The organism is Acinetobacter sp. 102 (assembly GCF_037028485.1).
In the GTDB taxonomy this organism is placed as follows: Bacteria; Pseudomonadota; Gammaproteobacteria; order Pseudomonadales; family Moraxellaceae; genus Acinetobacter; species Acinetobacter higginsii.
In genome coordinates this window covers 145,963-170,036 of record NZ_JAZEZK010000012.1, presented here as the reverse complement: position 1 = coordinate 170,036, position 24,074 = coordinate 145,963, and the positions used below count along the sequence as shown (strand labels likewise).

Annotated in this window: 11 protein-coding genes; 3 read left to right on the top strand and 8 right to left on the bottom strand. The window is 37.6% G+C overall.

Annotated features, from left to right (window positions below):
* The first annotated feature begins 22 nt into the window (after positions 1 to 22).
* Both WA352_RS13680 and WA352_RS13675 read left to right on the top strand, forming a co-directional pair.
* Entirely contained in the window at positions 23 to 11,263 is an 11,241-nt protein-coding gene (locus WA352_RS13680; RefSeq protein ID WP_336142923.1) for a tandem-95 repeat protein, read from the top strand.
* Between the two features lie 80 nt (positions 11,264 to 11,343).
* The gene (locus WA352_RS13675; protein WP_033133532.1) at positions 11,344 to 12,600 is read left to right on the top strand and encodes a hypothetical protein; all 1,257 of its coding nucleotides are present in this window, start codon (positions 11,344 to 11,346) and stop codon (positions 12,598 to 12,600) included.
* A gap of 40 nt (positions 12,601 to 12,640) precedes the next feature.
* Here the strand turns inward: WA352_RS13675 and WA352_RS13670 are convergent, their stop codons facing one another.
* The 8 genes from WA352_RS13670 to WA352_RS13635 form a co-directional block, all read right to left on the bottom strand.
* Positions 12,641 to 13,447: an efflux RND transporter periplasmic adaptor subunit gene (locus tag WA352_RS13670; RefSeq protein WP_033133533.1), complete on the bottom strand. Its 807-nt coding sequence runs from the start codon at positions 13,445 to 13,447 to the stop codon at positions 12,641 to 12,643.
* The gene (locus WA352_RS13665; RefSeq protein ID WP_050511459.1) at positions 13,448 to 15,448 is read right to left on the bottom strand and encodes a preprotein translocase subunit SecA; all 2,001 of its coding nucleotides are present in this window, start codon (positions 15,446 to 15,448) and stop codon (positions 13,448 to 13,450) included.
* The gene (locus WA352_RS13660; protein WP_157671719.1) at positions 15,441 to 17,609 is read right to left on the bottom strand and encodes a site-2 protease family protein; all 2,169 of its coding nucleotides are present in this window, start codon (positions 17,607 to 17,609) and stop codon (positions 15,441 to 15,443) included. Before WA352_RS13660 ends, WA352_RS13665 begins: the two co-directional genes overlap by 8 nt.
* Before the next feature lie 4 nt (positions 17,610 to 17,613).
* Positions 17,614 to 19,308 (bottom strand): efflux RND transporter periplasmic adaptor subunit, encoded by a 1,695-nt coding sequence (locus WA352_RS13655; RefSeq protein ID WP_033133535.1) that lies wholly within the window; start codon positions 19,306 to 19,308, stop codon positions 17,614 to 17,616.
* 9 nt (positions 19,309 to 19,317) lie between these two features.
* Positions 19,318 to 20,607: a TolC family protein gene (locus WA352_RS13650; RefSeq protein WP_162180583.1), complete on the bottom strand. Its 1,290-nt coding sequence runs from the start codon at positions 20,605 to 20,607 to the stop codon at positions 19,318 to 19,320.
* A gap of 872 nt (positions 20,608 to 21,479) precedes the next feature.
* Positions 21,480 to 21,809: a hypothetical protein gene (locus WA352_RS13645; protein WP_033133537.1), complete on the bottom strand. Its 330-nt coding sequence runs from the start codon at positions 21,807 to 21,809 to the stop codon at positions 21,480 to 21,482.
* Between the two features lie 8 nt (positions 21,810 to 21,817).
* A complete protein-coding gene (locus tag WA352_RS13640; RefSeq protein ID WP_033133538.1) occupies positions 21,818 to 22,231 on the bottom strand; it encodes a hypothetical protein in 414 nt (137 codons plus the stop codon).
* 244 nt (positions 22,232 to 22,475) lie between these two features.
* Positions 22,476 to 22,931 (bottom strand): winged helix-turn-helix transcriptional regulator, encoded by a 456-nt coding sequence (locus tag WA352_RS13635; protein WP_033133539.1) that lies wholly within the window; start codon positions 22,929 to 22,931, stop codon positions 22,476 to 22,478.
* Positions 22,932 to 23,094: 163 nt separating this feature from the next.
* Between WA352_RS13635 and WA352_RS13630 the strand changes: the two genes are divergently transcribed.
* Positions 23,095 to 23,961 (top strand): metal-dependent hydrolase, encoded by an 867-nt coding sequence (locus WA352_RS13630; protein ID WP_033133540.1) that lies wholly within the window; start codon positions 23,095 to 23,097, stop codon positions 23,959 to 23,961.
* Positions 23,962 to 24,074: the final 113 nt, after the last annotated feature.

Genomic DNA, 24,074 nt, shown 5'->3' with positions numbered 1-24,074 from the left:
CTTTGCGATTCGTGAGTCAGAATTGGCATCTACCATTAAAGCAATGGGTGCTACTGGTGCTGTGTTAGTGGCAATAGAAACACAAGGTAATGTTCAAGACATTGTTGTTGCAGATACAAACATTGTGTCGCAACAGCGACATGGTGATCGTACCATTACCTTGGTTCGAATCACTTCGGCAGGCTTTAAGCAGTTGGCTGTAAAAGGAACAGGTTCAGTTGCGGTTCGTTTATCTATAGTGGGTGATTTAAATCGTGATGGCTATGTCGATGGCTTAGATAGTGCGTTGTGGCAACAAGCACAAGCAGGACAACAGCAATTTGATTTAAATGGTGATGGCGTTGTCAATAATACCGATTTACAAGTTCTCTATGCCAACTATGGTTGGAAATCAAACCAAGCCCCAGTCAATGTGGTCGAACAGGGCAAACAAGCTTTAAAAACGCATACAGATTTATCGGTGAGCGGTGCATTGGAGCAGATTGCAGTTGATCGTGAGGGTGATACGGTTTACTGGAATATTCTAGGTAATACACATGGTATTGCTCAACTTTCACCAAATGGTAAGAATCTTAGCTTTAAACCAGAAGCAGGCTTCTCAGGTTATGCGACAGTAACACTACAAGCAGATGATGGTTATAGCAAAGGTCAGCCAATTGAACTGAAAATCTATGTGAGTGATGCCAAGTTAGTTTTAATTCATGTCGAACGTTTGGCGGCATTGGCGCTGGGTAATGGAGCAACCTTACAAGTCAAAGGTGACTTTGAAGATGAAAGTGGCGTTATCTTAACGGCTGATTATTTGCAGTTTGTCAGTGATAACCCGAATGTGCTCACTGTAGATGCGCAAGGTAATATCACGACCAAAAAAGCTGGTATCGCAACAATTCATGTATCTGCTCGTGGTATTGAAGGGGTGAATGCAATTTCAGTCAGTTTATATGGTGATGAACCAGAGCTGGATGACAATGGCTTTGAAGTGGATGTTTATCCAAAAGCAGTGACTTTACCACTCAATGGTGAGCGTCAACTTAAAGTGACCGATGTTGATGGGAATAAGGTTTCTGCGGCTTCTGCTGGTACTAAATACTATATCAGCGACAGCAGTATTGCAGAAATTAGTGCTGATGGTCTGATTCATGCAAAAGCAACAGGTATTGCACAAGTTACAGTGATCAATAAAGGCCACCAATATACCTTTAGCCTGATTATTCAACAGCCTGAAATTGGTTCTGCGGTCGTAGATGCCAAGAAAGGTGCTGTGGTTCAGGATGAACAAGGCAATATTTTAATGGTTGCGCCAGGTGCTGTAAAAGAAGGTACTGAAGTTTCGATCAAGGCTAGATCATTGGATGAGTTGGGAATTACTCCTCCAGCTAAGGATTACTTAGCTGCGTTAGCTGCAGTTGAAATTAATGTCGGTGATAGCCAAGCCAACTTACCAATTCAGCTATCACTAAAAGTTGGTAGTGAATATATTAATCCTATGACAGGTAAGGCTGAAATTATACAAGAAGGAATGGAGGTACAGTTCTGGAGAAAAGGAGTCATTACTGATGAAAATGGTATTGAAAAGGAGATTTGGTGGTTAGTCGATAATGGCTACATTATGGCAGATGGAACAGCGAAAACTGCCAGCCCGCCATATACTGGTGTTCAAGTTAGTGGAACATTAGTTGTTACTACAGCAGTTTCATCTATAAATAAACAGAACGGTGAAATGAAAGTAAGAGGTGCTTCTTTTGATTATGGAGTATTCATTAATAACCTCATGAATATCGCTTTTGGTGGGGGGTATTTAGCTCTCATGGGAGCATTTATGTGGGATTATTCAACTAATTTTAATTTTATAAATTATACGCTAGAAGGAAGCTATCATTCCAAGCCAATTATAGAAATGAAAGACAATGAAATTTCTGTTGAAATTCCTAAAAGTAATATTCAGAGAAACACTCCGGAAATAAATAAAATTACTTATAAAATTAATGAGGATAAGGATAAAAATACAATTAAACTTTCAATGGATAAATTAATACCATTGGGTGCTAAAATTGATGATTTTAATTTCAAAGTTTGGATTATTCCAAAAGGTGAAAGTGGTGTTATTTCAACTGAAGAAAATCCAGACAGAGGGTTGATTAATCACATCTATGATATTGGTAGAAATAATATTAATTTGTCTAAATCGGAAATAGAATTAGATGTTAGTAAGAAAATATCTTTATCTCAGCATTATATTTTAGTACAAAGATACTCAATTTATGTTGATGAGAATGGAGTCAGAAAACAATATAGTGTTCCCGTTAATAGTGAGCTTGTATCCTACTACAGTGAAGAAAATATAAAAAATTACTCTGTATTAACTTCAGGGCGAGATTCTATAAAGATTGTCAAACAGACTAATAAAGTCGATGAGCTTGAGGTGGTTAGAAAAATTACTGAAGATGAAAAGGGTCAACCTTTAAATTTTGTCAGTCATTACGATGATCAAATAGCATTTAGTCTTGATGGTTCTACTGCATTTATTGCAGGTGTTAAGGGGTTAATCTATGTAATGGATATGCACTCTCATAATATTGTATATACCATTCAGTTAAAGAATATCAGTAGTGTTCGAAGTCTTATTGCCACCCAATCTTGGTTATATATAGCGGAAGGAAATGATGGTAATTCGTTAGTTCGTGTGAATATAGATACGTATGGTGATGATTATTTAAATACTGAGCAAAAAATTAACGTAAAACTCCCATCTAAGTTTGGATTGTCTGATATGGCTTTAAGCTATGATCGCTATCTTGCTATAGCTGCAACCAATATCCGTGAGGCTCTAGGCTTTAAAACAAATTTTGACCAAGGCAATATTTATATTCTGGATCTAAATAGAATCGATGTTGATGGTAATTATGTAGATGAAGTAGGGCTATCTAAAGATCCATTTGTTGTTGATAGTTCTAAACTTCCATCTTATAAAGGTAGAGGTCCAGATAAGTTAATTACAGGAGTATTACCAGGGGAGTTCCTATTATCAACTACGAATGATCATGGGCGAGGTTTTATGGCAATAAAACTAGATCTTGATGTACGTACTGGCGATATTAAAGATGCAACAACTCTAGCACCGAACTCGCTTCGACCTGAAGTACCTGGAACGAGCTATTCTTATAGAGATTATTTCATGAGGTTAGATATACAGCGAGCAACAGATATGGTGCTAACTGTATACAAAGGTAAATTATATGCCATTGTAGCTGATTATAATTTTGACTTTAATGAATTTGATTGGTTAAACCAAACTAAACCGGTCCAATCAGGAGGTAAGCTTGGAATTATCGAAGATCCTTTTGGTGTTCCTGTATATTTAGGTGCTACAACTCCAATTGTTGGTGGAGCTGTACAAACATTAGCAGTTACTGCACAAGGTCTGTTACAAAGTATTGTTTGGCAATATGATGAATATGTACCAGAAGAAAAAGTCTGGAGATCTTATAAAACGCTATATTCATGGGATTTGAAGGGGCTTCTCGATGCAGCAATTAACCATCGAGATAAAGGCTTAGGAATGGACATTCCGCTTGATCGATCTGGAAAAAAACGAGTATTAAATGAACTAAATCGTTACGAAACACGTTATATAGAAATTCCAGAAGCTATGCCGAAAAAATTTGATTTAACTGAAAACCAGCAAAGTGTTTTTGAATGGCACAGAAGCTATCAAAATTACTATGATGATCAAATCGGTATTTTCTCTTTAGATGATCTTGAAGATAAAGATGGCGATAAACAGAATGAAGAGGATGATAATATTGAGTTAACTCAAGAAGAGGAGGTTAATTTAATCCGAAATCAAGCTTCTACAATGTATTTCATCGCAGCTGTTCAGAAAGAAATTCTGAAACTAATTCATACGGACTATACAGCTGAAGATGAAAGAATGGTTTTAGCATTAAAGCTGCTAAAAACAATTACTGTTGATGCTGATAAGTTACAAGAGAATACTGAAGAAATTGTTTCTCATACTCGAGAGTTTTTAAATCAGTTAAAGAATACTTTAACTAATGATTTACACACTGCTGCAATATTAATGGAGTTCCTACATCAAAAGGAAAAAGAATTACTCGCTTATATCATTAAGAAATTTAATATTGAGATTCCTAAATCTAAGCTTAAAGTTGTAGATGATTCGGGGAATCCACTAGATTTTTCTAAAATCTCACTTGAGCAAGTTATTGAAGATTTTAAATCGACTAGTGATTCTGATGTTCAAAAGGCTTCAATCGCACTTGGGTTCCCTGCTGGAAAAATTGTTGGTTCTACTGGAACTGGTAAAACATCATTAGGCATTTTTAGACCAACAGAAATGTTGATCAACCAAGCGAAGAATGTATTAAAAGCTAAAGAACTCCAAGATGCTATGAAAAAGGCTGGACAGCAAATAAAATTGGCAAGAGAAATGCTGGTAAAAGCAGGAAAGGCTGTGGATTATAAAGCTGCTCTCCAGATTATCAACAAAGCAAATTATAAGCGGGTCCTAACCGTTGGAGCTGTAACAGGTACAGGTGTCATTGTTGGTGGTCCAATTTTAGATAATAAAGATCTTAAATCACTACAGATTTTATTACTTGCATTAACTGTTGGAACTGTTCTTACAGATGTTACGACTGGGGAACCAGAAGCGAAAAAGAAAGAACCTAATACTATTTCTATAGGTGGTACTTTCTATCTTGAAGAACAAGGATATCAGGCAATTTATAAGGAAAATGGGGAAAAGAAAACTCTCGAAACCATGTTGGAAAGTGCGAAAAAGGAGCTTTTTGGATTTGCCTCAATTGGGGTGACGGATAAAGAAAATATATCGAATCCAAGTACTTCTAAAAAAACAGCGACCTTTCAGGAGGTTAGTTATGATGTAACAATAAGCTTAAAACAGCTTGCTGATCATATGAATACAACTGCTGAGAGTTTATTTAGTATTTTTATTAGCTTGAAACAGTATTTTAATGACTATTTACCTGATGAGCTAAAACAGTTATTAGATCAGTTATTTAAAGATGATGTTAAAGGGAATAAAGTAGCGATAGAAGCTTTGTCTTATACAATAAAAGTTGTGTTTGAAGAGGATCGTTCTGACGCTATTTTAAACCAATATGTTACAAACAATGAGTTTTTAGATGAAAAGAGAAAAAATGAAATAACTGCAAAATATAAGAGTGGTCAAGCGACGTTATTAGCAGGACATTATTTACGTTTTACGAAGTGGGGCGATTTTATTAACCCCTTACAATTTTTCTTGCAACCATTAAAGATTAGTATTAGTACTGTGGCTCTTAGTAATCAAGAACGATTTAATTCAATTTTAACTCATGAATTTAAAGAGATCGTAAATAACTTGGGCTATGTTGTTGATAAGGCCTTTAAGTACTCTTCAATTGTGAAAGGATTAAATGCAAAAGAAGATGATAAAAACCATAGTGACGCGGCTGCTTATGCAGACTCGTATTGGGCTGAGCTTGAAGCTGAAGCGAAGATAAATGGTGATGATGTTTCAAAGATAAATGGTCAATGGTTCTCAGATCTAGCTTCAATCAGTAGAGAAAATGAAAAACTTACAGCTAAAGCTTTATTAATTTCACAAGTTGTAGGTAAAGCATTTGAAAATGACTTAGAGAGTATTTATCAAGGGAGTGGTCGTAAAATATTATCTCAGATTGGTTATACTTTATATGAGAATGGCAGTAATGTTATTCCTTATCAGACGAAGAATGGACAAGAATCTTCGGGGATTTTTGATTTCCTTGAATGGAATAGCACTGAGAAAAAATTTACCATTATCGAAGCGAAATCAACTCGTGATGATCGTATGGAAAATATAATAGATGGTAAGAAAGATGGTAAGGATATTTATGATGCAGTTGCTTTTACAGACAATCAACGTTATTTATATCGGGCTTTATTAGATTCCAGTAGGAATTTACAGCTAAAGCTAAATGTTAACTCAATTGATTTAATTGAAAGATTAATTAAAAGTGATAGTGGCTTGAGTGATATTGAGCGTCAATTAATTTTACAAGATTTATTTATTGATGGAGTTTATTTAAATATAGGGAAATACCTAAGTCGGAAAGAAATTAAACTGGAAGTCAGAGCTTATGATTTAAATAAAGCAGCGGCAGATTCAATTGCAATTGCAGCTGGATTTAGTTCGGATGCAGCAGAAACAGCTGTTCAAATCTATGTCAATAATGCAAATTCACCGCATAAAAGCTATCTCTTAGATGACTACAGCAAAATCAAACTACCTAAAAAGTCAGGGCAAGCAATGTCATTGCTGAGCTTGAATAATGGCGTTGTGGATATTATGCAATGGTCCGAGATTGAGGCTGTATTTGAACAAGCCAAACAATATTGGGTAGATATTGGTATAGATGCATCGTTATTGGAGAATATTCGACTGCAATTAGACCAGAGTCTTAATGATAGTACTATTGCCTATACAACAAAAGATAAGGAGATTTACCTTTCTCAGAATGCAGGGGGATGGGGATGGTTTATTGACCAGACCCCAGGTGAATCTAGTGAATTTAATTTTATTAACTCTTATTATAGTGTGGCAAATCGGGCAGATTTAGGAAAACAAATTGATTTGTTAACTGTACTGATACATGAGTTGGGGCATGTTATAGGTTATGCGGATAATTATAGTCAAAATAACATTATGACAGGTCTGATTCAGCCAGGAGTGCGGATATTACCAAATTTAAATGATCTGAGTCATATGCATGAGTTAGATAATCATTTCAAAGTTGGACATGAATTTGTAATTAGCCGTTTAGTTGTACCAAATTTAAATGCAAGAGAATGGGGTGAGCAACATCTGAATATTCAGGATATGTTTAACAACGTAAGTTCTACATTAACCGGATGGAAGCATCTAGGTGCGGTGCAGATACAAGGCAATGAAGATATTATCCTTACTGAAATTGAGCAGACTCATACCAATCTATCCCAAGCCTTTAAACTCGGGGCACAAGATCGAGTCCTTACATTTACGGTAAAAGATCAGCATCTAACAGACTATAACAATGGTCCAGATGATGCCTTTGAGGTTGCGCTGCTGGATGCAAAAACAGGCGAAGCACTATTTAAAGTGAATGATCTGAGTCAATCAGATGCACTCTTTAACCTGCAAGCCAATGGTCAAAACTATTTGGCACAAGGAATTGAGCGAGTTATTAACAGTGATGGTAGTCAAACATTCTTTATCAACCTAGACCAAGCTTTAGCTGGTAGAGAAGTTCTATTATCTTTTGATTTACTTGGCTTTGGGGCAGCAGATAGTTCAGTCACGCTTAGCAATATCCGTTTAGTTGCTGAAGCATTGGCAATGAATGATCACTACCAGTTTGATGAAGATACAACCCTCACGGGCAATGTGTTGGATAATGATTTACTGATTGGTAAATCAATTGAAAACGTGGTACTCGTGACTGCACCGCAACATGGTGAGCTGGTCTTGCTTGCCAATGGTGAATTTAGCTATGTACCGCATGCCAACTATTTTGGTGCGGATCAATTTAGCTACTACTTTGTCACCCTCGATGGGCAGCAGTCTAAAGTTGCGACTGTACAATTTGATATCAACCCAGTAAATGATGCACCGATTTTTAGCCAACAACCAAATTGGGAAATTATTGCGGGTGAACCACTGGTCTTAGATTTTGATAGCTACGTTAAAGATGTCGAAAGCAATCTAGTGACAGTACAAATCACCCAACAGCCACAATACGGCACAATTAGTTATGATGCTGCGACAGGTCATTATGTCTATTTGGTTGATAAGGATTTTGTGGGTGATGACACATTTACGGTTATACTCAGCGATGGTATAGATTCTTCCCAACCTTATACCTTTAGTATTCATGTTTTGGCATCAAATACGGCACCCGTATTAAATACACAAGATATAGAGATCGATGAAGATCAAGCGGTGATCTTTGATCCATTGGCAAGTGCTTATGATGCCGATGGTGATGTACTTGGCGCGCATATAACGCTACAGCCGCTATATGGACGTTTAGAACAATTGGCGGATGGGCGTTATCAATACGTACCAAATGCCAATTACTTTGGTACAGACAGCTTTAGCTACTATGTCACAGATGGAAAACTGGATTCACAAGTGGTCAGCGTGACGATTCATATCAAAGCTGTGAATGATGCTCCGATGCTACAAGCACAAACGCTGATCACAGACGAAGATACTGCGGTCTTCATTGATTTACTGGCGACAGCACAGGATATAGAAGGCGATGTATTAAATGCCGTAATTGTGACGGAACCTGTCCATGGACAACTGGTACGATTGACGGATGGACGTTATCAATATGTGCCACATGCAAATTATTACGGTACGGATAGCTTTAGCTATTATGTGACTGATCATGCACTAAACTCGCAGGTTGTAACCGTATCGATTACTGTAAATGCAGTAAATGATGCACCGACATTGTTTGCACAACAGATAGTGACGAATGAAGATAGTGCGGTAACGATAGATCTTCTTTCAACAGCTCAAGATGTGGAGCATGATGTCTTAACGCCTGTACTAGTTTCACAACCTCTCAATGGTCAGTTGAAACCATTAGCAAATGGACAATATCAATATGTACCGAATGCCAACTACTTTGGTGCAGACAGCTTTAGTTACTATGTAACGGATGGTGAGCTTAAATCTCAGACGGTTGTGGTTGCTATTACGGTTAACTCTGTAAATGATGCCCCAACTGCAAACGCTCAAACTGTTCAAGGTTTAGAAGACCAAGTCCTGATTTTAAAATGGTCTGATTTTGCTGTGCTCGATACAGATGGCGATGTCTTAAGCATAGAAATTAGTGCTCTCCCTCAAACTGGTTTATTACAACAGTTTATCCATGACCAGTGGGAGTTAGTGAGTGTAGGCACACGTTTCAATCAAGCCGATTCTAATGCTGGGCATATTCGTTTTGTGCCAAGTTTGAATGAGGCCAGTGATCGTGCAATTGCAGGTATTGGTAATCAAAAAGCAATTTATGCACAAGTTGGTTATAAAGCTTTTGATGGGCAGCTTTACAGTGCAATGACCTGGTTGAATATTGAAATCGAGGCTGTTGCAGATCAACCGATTCTAAATATTGGTTCGACTACTAATCAAGAAATTTTGTTCCAGACCAGTTGGGAAACTGCAGCAAACCCAGACCTGACTTCAACCTTGATCGAACAGAATATGTTTGAGGGTTGGACATTACTTAAAGGATTGGATTGCAACCTGTTTGGTACAGATGGTTTTGAAATCTGGGGCAATGGCGACCGCATGGAGAATGCCTATGGTCAGCTTAAAACAGTTCAAGCAAAAGCTGGTAATGGTAATAACTGGTTAGAGCTCAATGATGCAGGCTTGTTCCAAGCTCAAACCTTGGGGATTGCGCGTAATGTACAAACTGAATTCGGGCGTAGCTATAATCTCAGTTTCGATTATGCAGGGCGTTTAGGCTTTAGCGAATGCTTTACCCAAATTGGTATTTATGTTGATGGTAAACGTATTGCGACTTATGCCAATACCAGTCCGAATGATCAGCTGAATTGGCAAAATATCCAATTTAGTTTTGTGGGTACGGGTAAACTGCAAAATATCCAAATTCATATTGATGCGCCATTGACACATTTAAGTGGGCGAGGTGCGATGATTGATAACATTGTACTTTCGACCAATAAGCCACTGAATCGAGGCAAAGAAGACTTGGCAATGCAGTTGTCTAGTATCTCAGCTCAGTTGCAGGACAAAGATGGTTCAGAACAGCTTAAACTTGCGCTTGCAGGCATGCCATTAGGTAGTAAGTTAACTGATGGTTCACACCAGTTTGTGGTGACCGATCAGCATACGGTTGCTGACATCAGCACTTGGAATCTCAACACACTACAGTTCACACCACCTAAAGACTTTAGCGGTGAACTGAAGTTACAAGTGGTGGCAAGCAGTATTGAAAAATCTAATGCAAGTCTTGCGTCAGCGATTCATGAGTTAACGGTATATATCGAAGCTGTTGCAGATGCGCCAAGTTTAGAAACTCATCAATCACAAAATGCTTTAACGAGCCGTGAGATTTTCCATACTGAATGGGGAGGTGTTTATAATGCCATTCTCAATAAAAACCCGTCAGTGGTGTATGGCTGGAGTTTAGATGGTTGGATGACTCAAAAAGATCAGTTACTTAAACTCGATGCTTTTGAAGTATGGCACTCTGGCGATCAAATGAAGAATGCTGCGAATCAAAATATAAGCTTACAAGGCGTGGGTTCAAATGCTTGGATTCGTTTGAATGATGGTAAGGATGCACTGTATCAGCAAACTGCGATTGAACGTCAGGTAAATACGGTCAACGGGACGACTTATACCTTAAGCTTTGATATGGCAGGCTTGTTAAGCCAAACTGCAAATATGGGGCGTGTCGGGGTATATGTCGACGGACAACAGATCGCTGTGTTTGACGCAGCGAGTGGACAAACCGCATTGAACTGGCAGGAGTATCAAATTAGCTTTGCGGGTAATGGGTGTGACCGAACTATCCGTTTGCAGCTTGAAGGAAATCTGAGTGGTCGTAGTGCCTTTATCAACGATATTCGTTTAGTTGAAACCTATACTTCAACTGCAAACCAAGTCTATGCTGTTGTCGGCCAGACTACGTATTTACCAATTATTGCGGCACGTAGTAATGATCTCGATGGTTCTGAGCGAATGAAATTAGAACTGACAGGTTTTAGTCAAGGTACGGTCGTGACGGATGGAACAAACTACATCACGATTAACTCAACTCAGCAGTGGATTGATATTAGTACATGGGATTGGACGCAGTTACGCTTTGCAAGTAGCCGTAATCAAGATATGGCGATTCAAGTAAAAGCGACGGCAATCGAGCAGAGCAACCAGCATAGTGCGAGTAGTCTCAAGACGATTGCAGTGAAAATGTTGGATGGACAAGCGTGTATCAACCCTTGGCGATTGGTCAACGGTTTTGTATCGACATGGGTCAACCATATCGCATCGATTCCTTTGACGGTGAAAGCACAGTGGGCTTGTTCAATTCCATTGCTTTCAACTCAGTTAGAGTTGAGCATCTTACCAAAAGACGAAGATGAGGATCTGATTCTACTCCGTCAAGAAGAACAGTCAGATGCATGGTTGAAATCTTTGGAACAAACTGCACAACAGAACTGGAAACAATTGTTTTAATTGAAAAGATTGGCCTCATGCTTTTAAAAGTATGAGGTCTTAATTAAATTAATAAGATTATTTAATTTAAGGACAAAGAAATGTCATTAGGTGCAATTTATTTATGGGAACCTGAGATTTTTACAGCTCAGATTCCTTCGCTGAATGAATCTGAGCGCGTAGCTTATGAGTTATACCAACAGCATCGAGATACGCCTGCAGCGGGTAAAAAGCTGCAAGATTGGGCGGAATATATGGTTCAAAAAGTCACCAATTCTGACTACAGCGAATATTTTTCAAAGGAAGTTCAGCAGTGGTGCATTAATTTACAGCATGGTCTCACCGCTGAGCCATGTGCGATATTAGAATTAGAACATTTTGATATAGTTGCACAGGGCGATGCTTTGTACAGGGTATTTTATGAGGCTGTCCAGAATTCAGGGGTTGGTTTTTATGAACCACGCTTTTCAGTGTGGGGAATCGGTCTTGTACAAGTTCCTGATCATGCAGTCACAGCTGTTTTAACGTCTTTTCTGAAACCTCTGAGTGCTGAGCAGCAGTCTTTTGAGCTAGACAAAATTGAAGCACCTCGCAATATAAAGAAAGCAGAAGAATTGTTTAAGTTATGGTGTTTACATCATCCTATTTTAAAAAATCTGGAGTTACATCGGTTTTATCGAAACTATGATTTTATTGAGCCTCAATGGAATCGCCCTGATGCTGAAAATAATATTAATAGTGGAATGAGACATTTCATATTTATTAGTGATAAAAACAGTATTTTTTATCAACTTAAAGTTATATTGTGGAGTTTAACTCAATCTCCAGACATTGATCTGACTTTGGATATTACAAATCATTTCTTAACAGAGGAAATGAAACATAAATTTGCGAAGAAACTTAAAATTAGAATAGATATCCCGGATATTAGAAATACTATGCAAAGACTATCAGGTGCTGAACAATTTTATGCATTAAATTTTAACTTGAATTCTAGATGGGAAAGCAGTTATGGGCTTAAAATATTTTTTCAGGAGTTTGATCGATTTATAAACTTTTTGCATCAGCATTTCGCAAACGGCAATTTAAGAAGTCTACAAACCTGGGCATATGGAGATGTTATTGATCATATTCTCGTGCAAATGCATTGGTCACAGGAACTCATGATTATTGCACTTGGGTTAGATAAGGATTATCTCGAAAAACGTTATCAATATCATTGTGAAATTCTTCGTAATGAAAAAAAAGACTCTGAGCTTGATTATTTAAACAATAGTTATGCAGAATATAAAGTATTAATGACTCTTGTTGAAGAGGCGGGTACTGCATTACCTCCATATCAGAAAATAGTTGGTTAAAGTTTTTAGAAAAATAATCATTCTTGGGTAAGATGTATTTTTATAAATACATCTTACAACGAATCCCACTCGGGAATTTAACACTGTTACTTTTGATGGTTGCACCCGCACTAAATGTACCAGAGCTTGCATCAATGACCTGATCGACATGGTCAAGCTGAATGATTGCTGCATATTTTTCAAATGGAGCTTCGGGAATCAATTTTAGCTTTTGTCCCTTTCTAACTGTATTAAAATACTTTAATGGAATAATTGCATTAATTTTAAATTGGTCTGTTTGTGCAATTTTTAAAATTGGATTTTTTCCTTCGGTTGGATTTACCAGACTTCCAGCATAAATATATTGTTGTATCACGACGCCGTTAAAAGGACTATAAATGGTTCTGCGATTTAAATCGGCCTGACTTTGTTTGTATTCATATTCAGCCTGTTTAATATTTTCCTGTGCAGTCTGCAATTCTGAACGGGCTTGCTGTAGCTCACTATATGCATCGTCATAGGCTTGTTTTGAGACAAAATTTTCCGCCAGTAGTTGTTTCATACGATTTACTTTGCTTTCGGCATGTTCGATTTTAGAACGTGCCGTATTGGCTGAACCGCGTAATTGCGTTCGAAAATATGCAGTTTGCGTAGCGGATTTTTCTACACTTGATTCGATTTGTGCCAGAACTTGTCCTTTTTTAATTGGCATACCGGATTTAACTGGAATATTTTGCAAAATACCTGTAATCGGGCTGCGAATTTCAACAATTTGTGCAGGCTGTACCATACATGCAAAATTTAATGAATCTGCAAGCACTGAGGTAGAACAGCTGAGAGTGGCGAAGAAAACAAGTGCGTATTTCATTTAATAAATTTTTCCAGCAAAGCCAATTTGAGAGTTTAATTTTTTATCTTGTTTAAACATTGAGATACGATTGCGATAAGCTCGTTTCTGACATTTCTTCTGCATATGTTTGACTGCAAGACTTAAAAAATAGTGTCTAAGTACATAGATAGGGATGAGATTGAGTAGATAGATTAACCCTTGGATATTTTGTTGCATGAGTTGATCTTCACCTGAAACATAGGCAACGCATGAGCCTTGATCTCCCTGACGTCCAGCTCGACCATAGAGTTGACGGTCAATACGAGCGGATTCATGAAATTCAGTTAAAATGACATGTAGACCACCGGCTTGTTTAGTTTCTGGGCGCAGTTTAATATCGGTACCACGCCCAGCCATGTTGGTCGCTACCGTAATTTTTCCGCTGTGACCCGCTTCAGCAATGATGGCGGCTTCCTGTGCATCTTGGCGCGCATTTAATACAATATGCTCAATGTTGAGTTGTGTCAGGGCCTCGGAAATAGCTTCTGAGGCTTCGATACTACGCGTACCCACCAAAACAGAACGATTTGCATCTGCCATTGTTTTTGCATGCTGGGCAATCGCGATATATTTCTGTTGATTATTTTTAAAATAATGATGTTTAAATTGCTTACGCTTAGATGGAATATTCGGCGGGATTTGGCAAACTTTTAAGCGATAAATCATCCAGAGTTCTTTTGAAACTTCTAAACCGGTTCCTGTGAGCCCAGATAACAGTAAATATCGTCTAAAAAAACGCTGAAAGGTCATGCGCGCTAACGTATCTCGACCTTTAGTCAGTTCTACCTTTTCTTTTGCTTCAATCAGTTGGTGTAGACCTTGCTCCCAAGAACGATCAGCCATGATTCGTCCTGTGGATTCGTCTACAATCTGAATTTTATTGTCTTGAATAATGTAATGTTGGTCTTTATGGTAGAGGTGTAATGCCGTCAAAGCTTGTTTAATCAGCAGCATTTTCCAAGCATGGTTATACCATATTGGGCGTACATTCTGAGGAAGTGGAATTTCTTTATTGACAGGGATTTTTTCAATATCAACATGATGCTCAGCTTCGAGTATTGAAAAATCAACGTCTGCAACAAGCTGCTGTGCTTGTTCAATTGCCCAGTGAATTATGGCTGCTTCAATAAGCCCTTCAGCTTCTTGAGAGATAACCATAGGGGTTTGAGCTTCATCAATAAATACGCTATCCGCTTCATCCACGATACAGAAGTGCAGTGCAGAAACAATCATCCCGTCATCAGAAGTTTGTCCCGTTGCCAATGCACGTAAGTTTTCAATTTGGCGTGGTTGAGTACCTTTGCCTGAAATATGGTCTTTTAGATAATCAAAAACAATTTCATTGGCACTCACATAGCAAATTTGCTTGTGATAATTTTCCTTTCTTTCTGGAATTTCCATTTCACCATAAATGGCAGCGCTACTCAGTTGAAAAAACTGAAATAAAGAACGTAATTCCTCTTCGTCACGTTGTGCTAAATATGCATTGGTCGTGAGAACATGAACAAAATTTCCTGTTGCCGCCATAATAGTTGCTGCCATACCAGCAACCAGCGTTTTACCTTCTCCAGTGGGCATTTCAGCAAGGCGGCCCGTTAGTAGAATATAGGCACCCATAAATTGAACAGGATGTGGGTAAATATTGAAGACACGGGAGATGCCTTCTCCTACGCAAGCAAAAATTACAGCGATTGCGGTATCATGTGAGGGCTGTGTTGATAAATCGTGAATGGCTTGTTGAAATTTTTGTATGAGCTGTTCTTGATCAAGCTGTTTTAATGCGTCTCGGAGCGGTGAAATTGCTTGAGCAAACTTTTGAATATGTGTTCTGGAAATTTTTTTTGCGGGAATCCAGCCTAAAAGGTTGGCAAAGAAAATTTCTAATTTATGCAATTCCTGATCTTTTTGTTCTACACGCGCAACGTTAGATAGATGAAAAGGGCGCAAGGATAAGCTCTGAACCACCCGTAAATTAGACATAGAACTGCTCCAAAAATAATTGATGCAATTTTCTGATCCACTGCCATGCCAGTGGCGAATAACCTAAATCATAACGAACGTATGCGACATCACCAAATACGGAAGAGTCCAACGGTTGTGATAATTGAATATCGAGATCGAAATAGTTTTGTAAAGCTGTTGTACCTTCCTGATCATTGGGGTCAACGGTGATGTTTCCTCCCGCCTGACTACCTAATGCTGAAGTGAGAAGTTTCTTTTGTGTTTGTGGTGTACTTCGAATAATTTTGCCTGTATAAACCACATCAAAATGGTTTTTAAATCGGATTTCGATTCCTTTTAACCTTGTTTGAATCAAATCATAATCTTGTTGTAAAACGGCACCACGAACAATCTGAGCGGGTTGATTGATGACGTAACCAATGATATCCCCACGCTTGTAAAATCTTTGATTGAGTTCAATGCTATCTTTAGCAAACCAGTGACCAGCAAGTGGGCTATAGACTTGAAGTTGTTCAAATTTGGTCTGATATTGTTGAAGTTGCTGCACAGCACCTTGTTTTTGATACTCTAATTTACGTTGTTGCGATATATCATCAAGTGAAGCTTGTCTGAGTTTATAATCTAATTCTTCAACCTGTAGTTTTTGTAGTTCATATTTTTCGGTGAGTTCAGCATTAGACAGTTGAAAAAGCATTTGGTTTTGCTGAATTTGATTGTTTTTCAAATTGATTGTTGCAATATGACCTGATTCATTGGCTCGAATGATTGACTCTTCAGGCATCCATACGATGGCCTGCTGAGTACTAAAATAAGGAAAGGGGAGAATAAAAAAAATCACGATAAGCGTGGCAAGAATTCCCCAGAAACGTCGGACTGCCTGATCACGATATTTTGACAATGTCGCTCCTTGATAGATATGTTTAATGCCTTTATAGAGAGGTAAAACAATGGTCATAAATCCAGAAATAAAGGCCAGAATGACACCAAAGAAAAAATATTTCTGAGCCACAAACCAAATTAAGCTCACCATGATGGTGATGCGGTAGATTGGAGAGATAAAACCATAACTAATTAGCCAAAATTTTTCATTTTCAGCAGCATAGGGAGGTTGAGCTGTTTTAGCGCCCAAAAGATAACGGTCAGATAAATAAACCCAATATTTTGTTGCTCGACCTGCTAAATTTGGAATTTCAAGTAAATCAGACAAAATATAGTAACCGTCATAACGCATCAATGGATTACCATTGACCAACACGGTGGAAACAGTTGCGATAAAGATGACGTTATAAGCAAAAGCATGAATGAGTCCAGATTCGGTGGAGACCCATAGGTAAATGGCAATTGCACCCAATAATAATTCTGTCAATATGCCTGCAATAGATACAGCAATCCTTTGCCACTTGGAAATAAAGTGATAGGACGAGGTGGCATCAACATACGGGATGGGAATAAATAGAATGAACATCAAGCCCATTTCTCGAACATTACCATTCCATGCTTTTATGGCTAAGCCATGAGCGAATTCATGAATTAATTTAACAATTGGATAGGTAAACCAAAGAATTAACAGGTTACTTGTAGACAATACCCGATCTGACAAATTATTGGTTAGGCTTTGCCAATGTTCGGCAAGCAATAATAAGGCCGGGCATACGATCATCAACCAAATGAGTAGACCCCAGATGCTAAAAACTGATTGAGCGACTTTTTGTAATTGATTAAAAAACCGATCTGGATAAACCAATGGTATTTTGAGACTCATCGGATTTAAGAACGATTGCTTTAATTTATTGAATTTATGCTTCTTAAACCGTTTAAACATTTCCTCTGCATCAAAAGATACTTCAGTTTGTAGCAGGTCGTTGTTATAGAGCTGAGTCAGAAGCTGGACTAATTCATTTTGGCTAATTGCTCGATATTGTTTATTTAAATGAATATTTTGTTGTTCGATATATTCTGCTGCTTTATCCCAAATTTGTTCTACATTGGATTGGCCGTCTAATAAGGTAATGACATACCATGTTTCAGGGTTAACTCGCACAAACCGCTGCGACATGGGTTCAAACAACAGAAACCACGCACGACCTCTTAGCGTGCGTGGTAGAACCTCAATATTCTGGCGTAATTGGGGTCTAAGATGCCGCACCAGATGCCAATGTTCAGAGAATAAGCTTTGCATCGCTTTACCAGTTCGCCCAGATTTTTAATTTCATCCAGTTGATGAAATCTCGTGACCAGCGAAGCAGTAGGTTGGTTTTACCAACCGTAATTTTTCCAACACCTTGCATACCTGGGGTCAGGGCAGGGGGAGAATCTAACCAAGCAGCCTCAACTTTAAAGCCATTCACATTACTTTGAACAGAAGCGACTGGTGTAATACGGGTAATACGAATAGGGAAAGTTTGATCTGGCAAACCTGTCAGTTTTAAATTTCCCTTTTGATCTTTTTCAATCAAGTGAATGTCTTTATCTGCCACATGTAAGATCACTTTATAGGCATCTTGTGATGCAATCTGGAAGAGTTCCTTACCATCTTCAATAGGGGTTCCAATTTGTTGAATCCAGTCTCCATCAATAACTGTTCCTGTTATTGGGGCGGATACTCGGGTTTGATTGATCTTTCTTTGTAGTGTTTGGATTTTGGTTTCTTGCTGTTTAATTTGATTTGCGGCTAAACCACTATCTGTTAAATTTTGATCTGCCATTGCGATGCGAAATTGATGCTGTGCTTGATCCAATAGGCTTTGTTGTTCAGCCAGTTGAATTTTTAAATCGGTATTATCGAGTTGAATTAAGGCTTGGTCTTTTTGGACTTTATCTCCAGGACGAACAAATACCTTTTCTATAAAACCTTGCGTTGGTGCAGGAATAATCCAGCGAGTTTTACCTTCAACATTTAGGTTGGCAGTGACGAGTTTGTCGACAGGAATTAAGGTGATACAGAGTAAAAATAAGATGATAAGACTGGTGAGAATTTTCCAAGTATAGTGGCCATCTGAACTGTATTTTTTGAATAAATTACGACTAGATTGAAGGCTATGGCCAATTAAACTCTGTTCTGATTGATACCAATGTTGAAGTAGTGGCTGAATTAAATCACTGTTACTTTTTAAATAGATACTTAACTCTGCTTGAGTATTTTGGTGTTCAAACGCGCGGTCATTTGCCACAAGTATTGCTTGGATCTTTCCTTGGTTAAAAATAGGGTAACCAAACCAACTATGCTCATGTAATTCATGTTGTAAAAATAAGGTTTGCAACGCAATTTCATTTAATTTTTGCATATCGGCAGCGCCTTTTTCTGTCCAAGACAGCTCAGACGAGACGATCCATTTGACTTTATGTGGGCCTTCGACCATTAAATAATTTAGTTGAATGTTCGTATGCTGGGGAAACCGATGCCGAATATAACTTGTTGTTTGATTAATCCATTCTTGTGCGGCAACCCTAAATTGGTCTTGATTCACGACGTGAGCAAAAATCTCAAGTAACTGTTCTGCTTGAAAAGCGTGCTGTAGTTTTTGGCTTTGCTGTTCGTAGAATAACCAGCCCATACTGGTACGTATTAGTTCCAGAGTGACTTCATTAATAGGAGGAGCTATTGATAGGCCAATAATAGATGATGTATTGGAATATGTTAATAAATAGCCAATGATGTAAGTCGACTCATTTTTTTGAATAACAACTGGCTGTTCTGCTGTTAATTGAAGTTTGAGTGATGCCCATAACTCCTGTAGCTTCTGATCCTGAAAAGCATGCGTACCTAGATCGATTAAATTTTCAAAGCATATATCTAATACATTGACGTTTAAACGCTTTAAGTTAAGTATCCAAATCTGAATAGAATTAGGTAAGTCATTCATTTTATTATTGAGCATGGTTGTAACTTAATTCTGTAGAGTAAGGGAGGGATGGAAAATTTGATCAAGATCAAAAATTTCTTGTTCTATCAATGTGCCTGTCGTTATTTTTAACTTGAGATAGTTTTGCCATGCTTCATACCATGCAGATACGCGTTCTTGTCTTGCTTCAAAATATTTGGCTTGTGCTTCTAAAACCTCAGCATTAACACGCATGCCAACCTCATATGCCCGTTTGTTGGCTATCCATGCTTTTTGAGATGAAGATTCAGCATCTTGCATGCCTTTGGTTTTTGATATAGCAGCTAGCGAGCTGTAAAAGTTATCCAGCATTTGGGCTTTCTGCTTTTGAGTCGTTAACAATAACTCATTTTTATTTTTTTCTAATGACGCTTTTTGCTCTTTAATTTTGAAGTAGTTTTCGGAATTATACATCGGAATGTTTAATTCAAGACCATATAAATAATCTAAGCCATTCTGTTTATTGGTAAATGCGGAATCTTGAGAGTCAAAATTTCGACTCATTTTCGCGGAAAAATTAAGTACAGGATATTTTTCAGCTTTGGATTGTTTTATTTCATTTTGAGATACTTTTAAGTTTAGCTCAGAGATTCGAATTTGATGATTATTTGTCAGCAAAAATTGGTTATATAAGGATTGATCCCCATAGGATAACGGTGGCAGTGTTTCAACGGGAATCTTATTTTTAGTAAACGCAACGTCATCTGTACCTATAAATTCAGCCAGAATACTTAATTCTTTATAGATCTCGAAATTGGTACTTTGCTCTTGACTTTGTAAGGTTGAAAACTTGGCTTCTGCTTCCTTTAGATCGGTAATGGACACCATACCTTGATTAAAGTTTGCAATTGCCATTTGCTTTTGTTCTAGAACCAAAACTTTTTGTTGCTGTATCAGTTCAAGTTTGGACTTTAGGCTGAGTATTTTAAAATACTGGTCTACAATATTCTGCAATAATTCGTTATAGCTCACTTGGAATTGTTCTAAAGAAATTTCTTCCCCAATTTTGGCTGTTGAAATCGTTTCATCTTGTATTTTATTGTAAACAGGTATTGAAAACTGTATTGCATAATTACGTACACGGTAATCTATTTCACTTTGCCCTGGGCGTTTATTTTGGCCCATTTTTTCTTGAGCACTGAAATTAATCTTAGCCTCTTTACTTGCTCGCGCCTGATTTAATTTTTGCTTGGCTATTTCCTTTTGTGCTTCAGCGAGAGGTAAATGAGGAGAATAGAGTTTTGCTTTCTGGAAGAGTGTAAATAAATTATCTGCACAGGCTTGCTGTGTAAACAAGATTGTTGCCATTGCACAGAGGAGACTTTGTGTAAAAAAATGTCGGTTTTTATTCATGATGTAATGAATTGTATGTTTTTGTAATTTTTGCATAAAAATTAAGAATTGAATAGAGGGCTTTATAAAAGATTTACTGAAGCTATGATCGTAGATAAATTTTATGAGAATTCTTCACCATTAAATTAATTTGATACTTTGATTGTTTATTATTTTTAATAAAATATTTAATTTTTGATTGTTTTAAAGACTAAAGTGTTGTAATTGGAGGGGGATATTAAATTTTTTATTTAGTGGCAAACTCCATATTTTTATTTTATCAATTTGGATTCTATTAGTGGGTGTTTTTCAACATCAAATTTCTGTAAGGGTTTATTCATCTGTATAATCTTTAGATAAGTAAACCAGCATCTAAAACTTATGAGTGCAACTAATTACCTTCCTTTAACAATTTGGTTGAATCTTGGTTAGGTATGGTATTGTGAATTAAGCTAAGGCCTATACTAAAAGTCTTTAACTTTGTGGGTCAAAGAGGGGTAATTTTGAATTCTGATACAAATAAAATCTGATGTTATTGCTATAGTTTAACTAAGGCCATCTCTAGAAAATATCTAAATTTATATACCGGTATACAGACTTAACTAGTAATAGGCTGGGATTTTTATACCTATTGCATAACTTTATATGCCAACTTATAGCGTTATTTTCTGTATATCGCTTCCTGAGTGGATTGCACTCTCTAAAATTTAGATGGTAATACTATTCTGTGAAACAGTATTACCATCTAAAGACAAAAAATCTGGCTTTGTATAGAGCTTAAGTCAGAATTACGGAATTGATGTTATTAAACAATTTTCTTTGTTTACCTATCCAATCTAAGAGTTAATGGTCATACAAATATCATAATGTTTTTTCATAAATTTTTTAATAAGCTCTTTCTTTTCGGCTTTGCTTTTACCCATTTTCTCCTGGTAAGCCATTGTTAACAATGAGTTATAATAGCGGTAATTTTGTGTAGAAAGTCTCCCCATTCCATATACAATGTCTAGATTTTCCCTACTTTCCTTCAATGTTTTACCTGTAGTCCGCCATCCCATAACTTCTCCAGCCACGTTTGCATGTTCTAAACATGCTTGATTAGCTGCCTGAACCGTTGTCACTGTAAAGTAAAACAAGACAGATAATAAAATTTTAATTAAATTCATAGGTTGTTCTATTTTCTAGCCGCTTCGCACATCATTAAGTTCAATTGACCAAATGCTTTGGCACGTTCTTCCTTAATCTTTTCCGTTTCACCTACTGAACTTTCCCAAGCGAACTCCAGCATCTGATTAACATATTCATGTTCAAGTTGGCTTAGTTTACCATTAGCATATCCTTGATCATTAGCCGTTTTATATGCTGCCTTAGAATTCTTGTTATCCTGGCGTAACTGCATTATTGCTTTAGCTAAACTTGCCACTTCATTACAATCTTCTGCAAGTTTATCAGCCCCTTCAATTGGGAATGGCGTTGGGTTTTCTGTTGGCATCTGTACTTCTGCATCAGCCGTAGTTTTTCCTGGTGGAAGTGTTTTGCTACAACCAGCCAAAGCAAGCATTAATCCAATTATTAATAATTTTTTCATGTTTTACCCATTTTCTAATGTTTAAAACCCCATACCTTAGTCGGGATGTTTAAATTTGTCACGAAATTTTAATTAAATAGAAAACATTGTTTTTTATTAAAAATAATATGTTTTTGCATGTAAACTTAACCACTTGATAAAATAAATAGATCGAGAATATTTAAGCTAAGAGTTTTTTTGTAGATGGTTACAACAGGTTCAGTAACGATTTGGGTAAGTGCTGTTCACTTGTCATGCCTTACTCTCATTCCTCATCCGCCACATAAACAGGCGACATCTGCCTGGCATCAAGAGGCTGCTTGCAACAATCACAAGTTAGGCTTGGGCTGGTCACATGCCCACAGCTTTTGTGCAGATAACGCAGCTCAGGAAATTGCTTATTTTCATTCTGCCAAATATTGCCCCATGTACTCATGGTGACAATAATCGGATATAGCGCTAAACCCTTTTCAGTCAGCTTATACTCATAACGCTTCGGTGCTTCGTGATACAGCACTTTCTCAAAAATCTTGTGCTCCACCAAGCGGTTAATACGTTCGGTCAGCAAATGACGGGTGATGCCCAACTGCTTTTGAAAATCATCAAAACGACGGGTTTTCATAAAAGCATTACGAATAATCAGCAGGGTCCAACGGTCGCCAAAAATTGACAAAGTCCGTGCAATTGGACAATTCATTTCACCGAGTTCATGCCATTTCATCGCAATACCATCTATATGTCTTTACAGGAAGCAGGCTGTCATTTTAGGACAACTTGAACGATTAAGATATCCGCTTTATTGACAACTTATCATAGCAGCTATATTTTTCAATTAAGTTCTTTTTTGGAACTTAATATTTTGAGATCTATTCTTGAGGTGAGTTATGTCTGCGTCAGCGTTAAAAGAAAAATCAAAGCAAAAGATACCTGCATCATTTCCAGTCCGCCGTATGGATTATGAATTTCAGGATATGCCTAAATATTGGTGTAATGATGAGCCAACCTTTACTCATTATTTCACGGGACTTTCCACTCTATTTCCTGAAGGAGAGTCTTACTTTGTCCGTTCAGTCAGGGCTTTGCGTGACCAAGTCAAAAGTAACCCACAACTGGATCGTGATATTGGTGCATTCATTGGTCAGGAAGCCATGCATTCCAAAGAACACCATGCCTTTCATGTTAGTGCACAACAATATGGGCTAGATCCTGAATCATTGGAAAAAGCGACAGGCATCATCCTCAAAGCGATTGAACGAACTTTCCCGAAAAAGTGGAATCTCTTGGTGACGGTTGGGCTGGAACATTACACCGCAGTACTGGTGGTGGAGATGATGAAAAACGTCAATGAATTAATGACCGATACTACCATTCGAAATCTCTGGCTGTGGCACAGTGTGGAAGAAACCGAACACAAAGCGGTTGCCTATGATATGTATGAATATCTCTATGGCAAAGGGCTTGATGCCTATATCCCACGGGTTGCGATTTTTAGCCTGAGCTTGGTTCTTATCACAACCTTCTCGAATGTCTACCAAGTGGTATTGATGTCCAGAGATAAGCAATTACTCAATCTAAAATCGTGGGCTAAATTTGCAGGCTTTACTGTGCAGGCCTATCGAAAATTGGTGCCACAATTTTTTTCTTATTATCGTCGTGACTTCCATCCCAACGATACCGATGAGTCTGACATCGTGGCAAAAACCAAAATCAAAATTGGCCTGTCTCCTGAGCAGTCGACTTTCGTGCATTAATAAATTGTAGAGAAAATCATCTACATGAATGCATCGCCAAAGGGACAAATATCTGTAAGATAAGTGCAGTGAGCGCCAAGCTGCTCACTTATCACCGAGATGAATTCAATAAA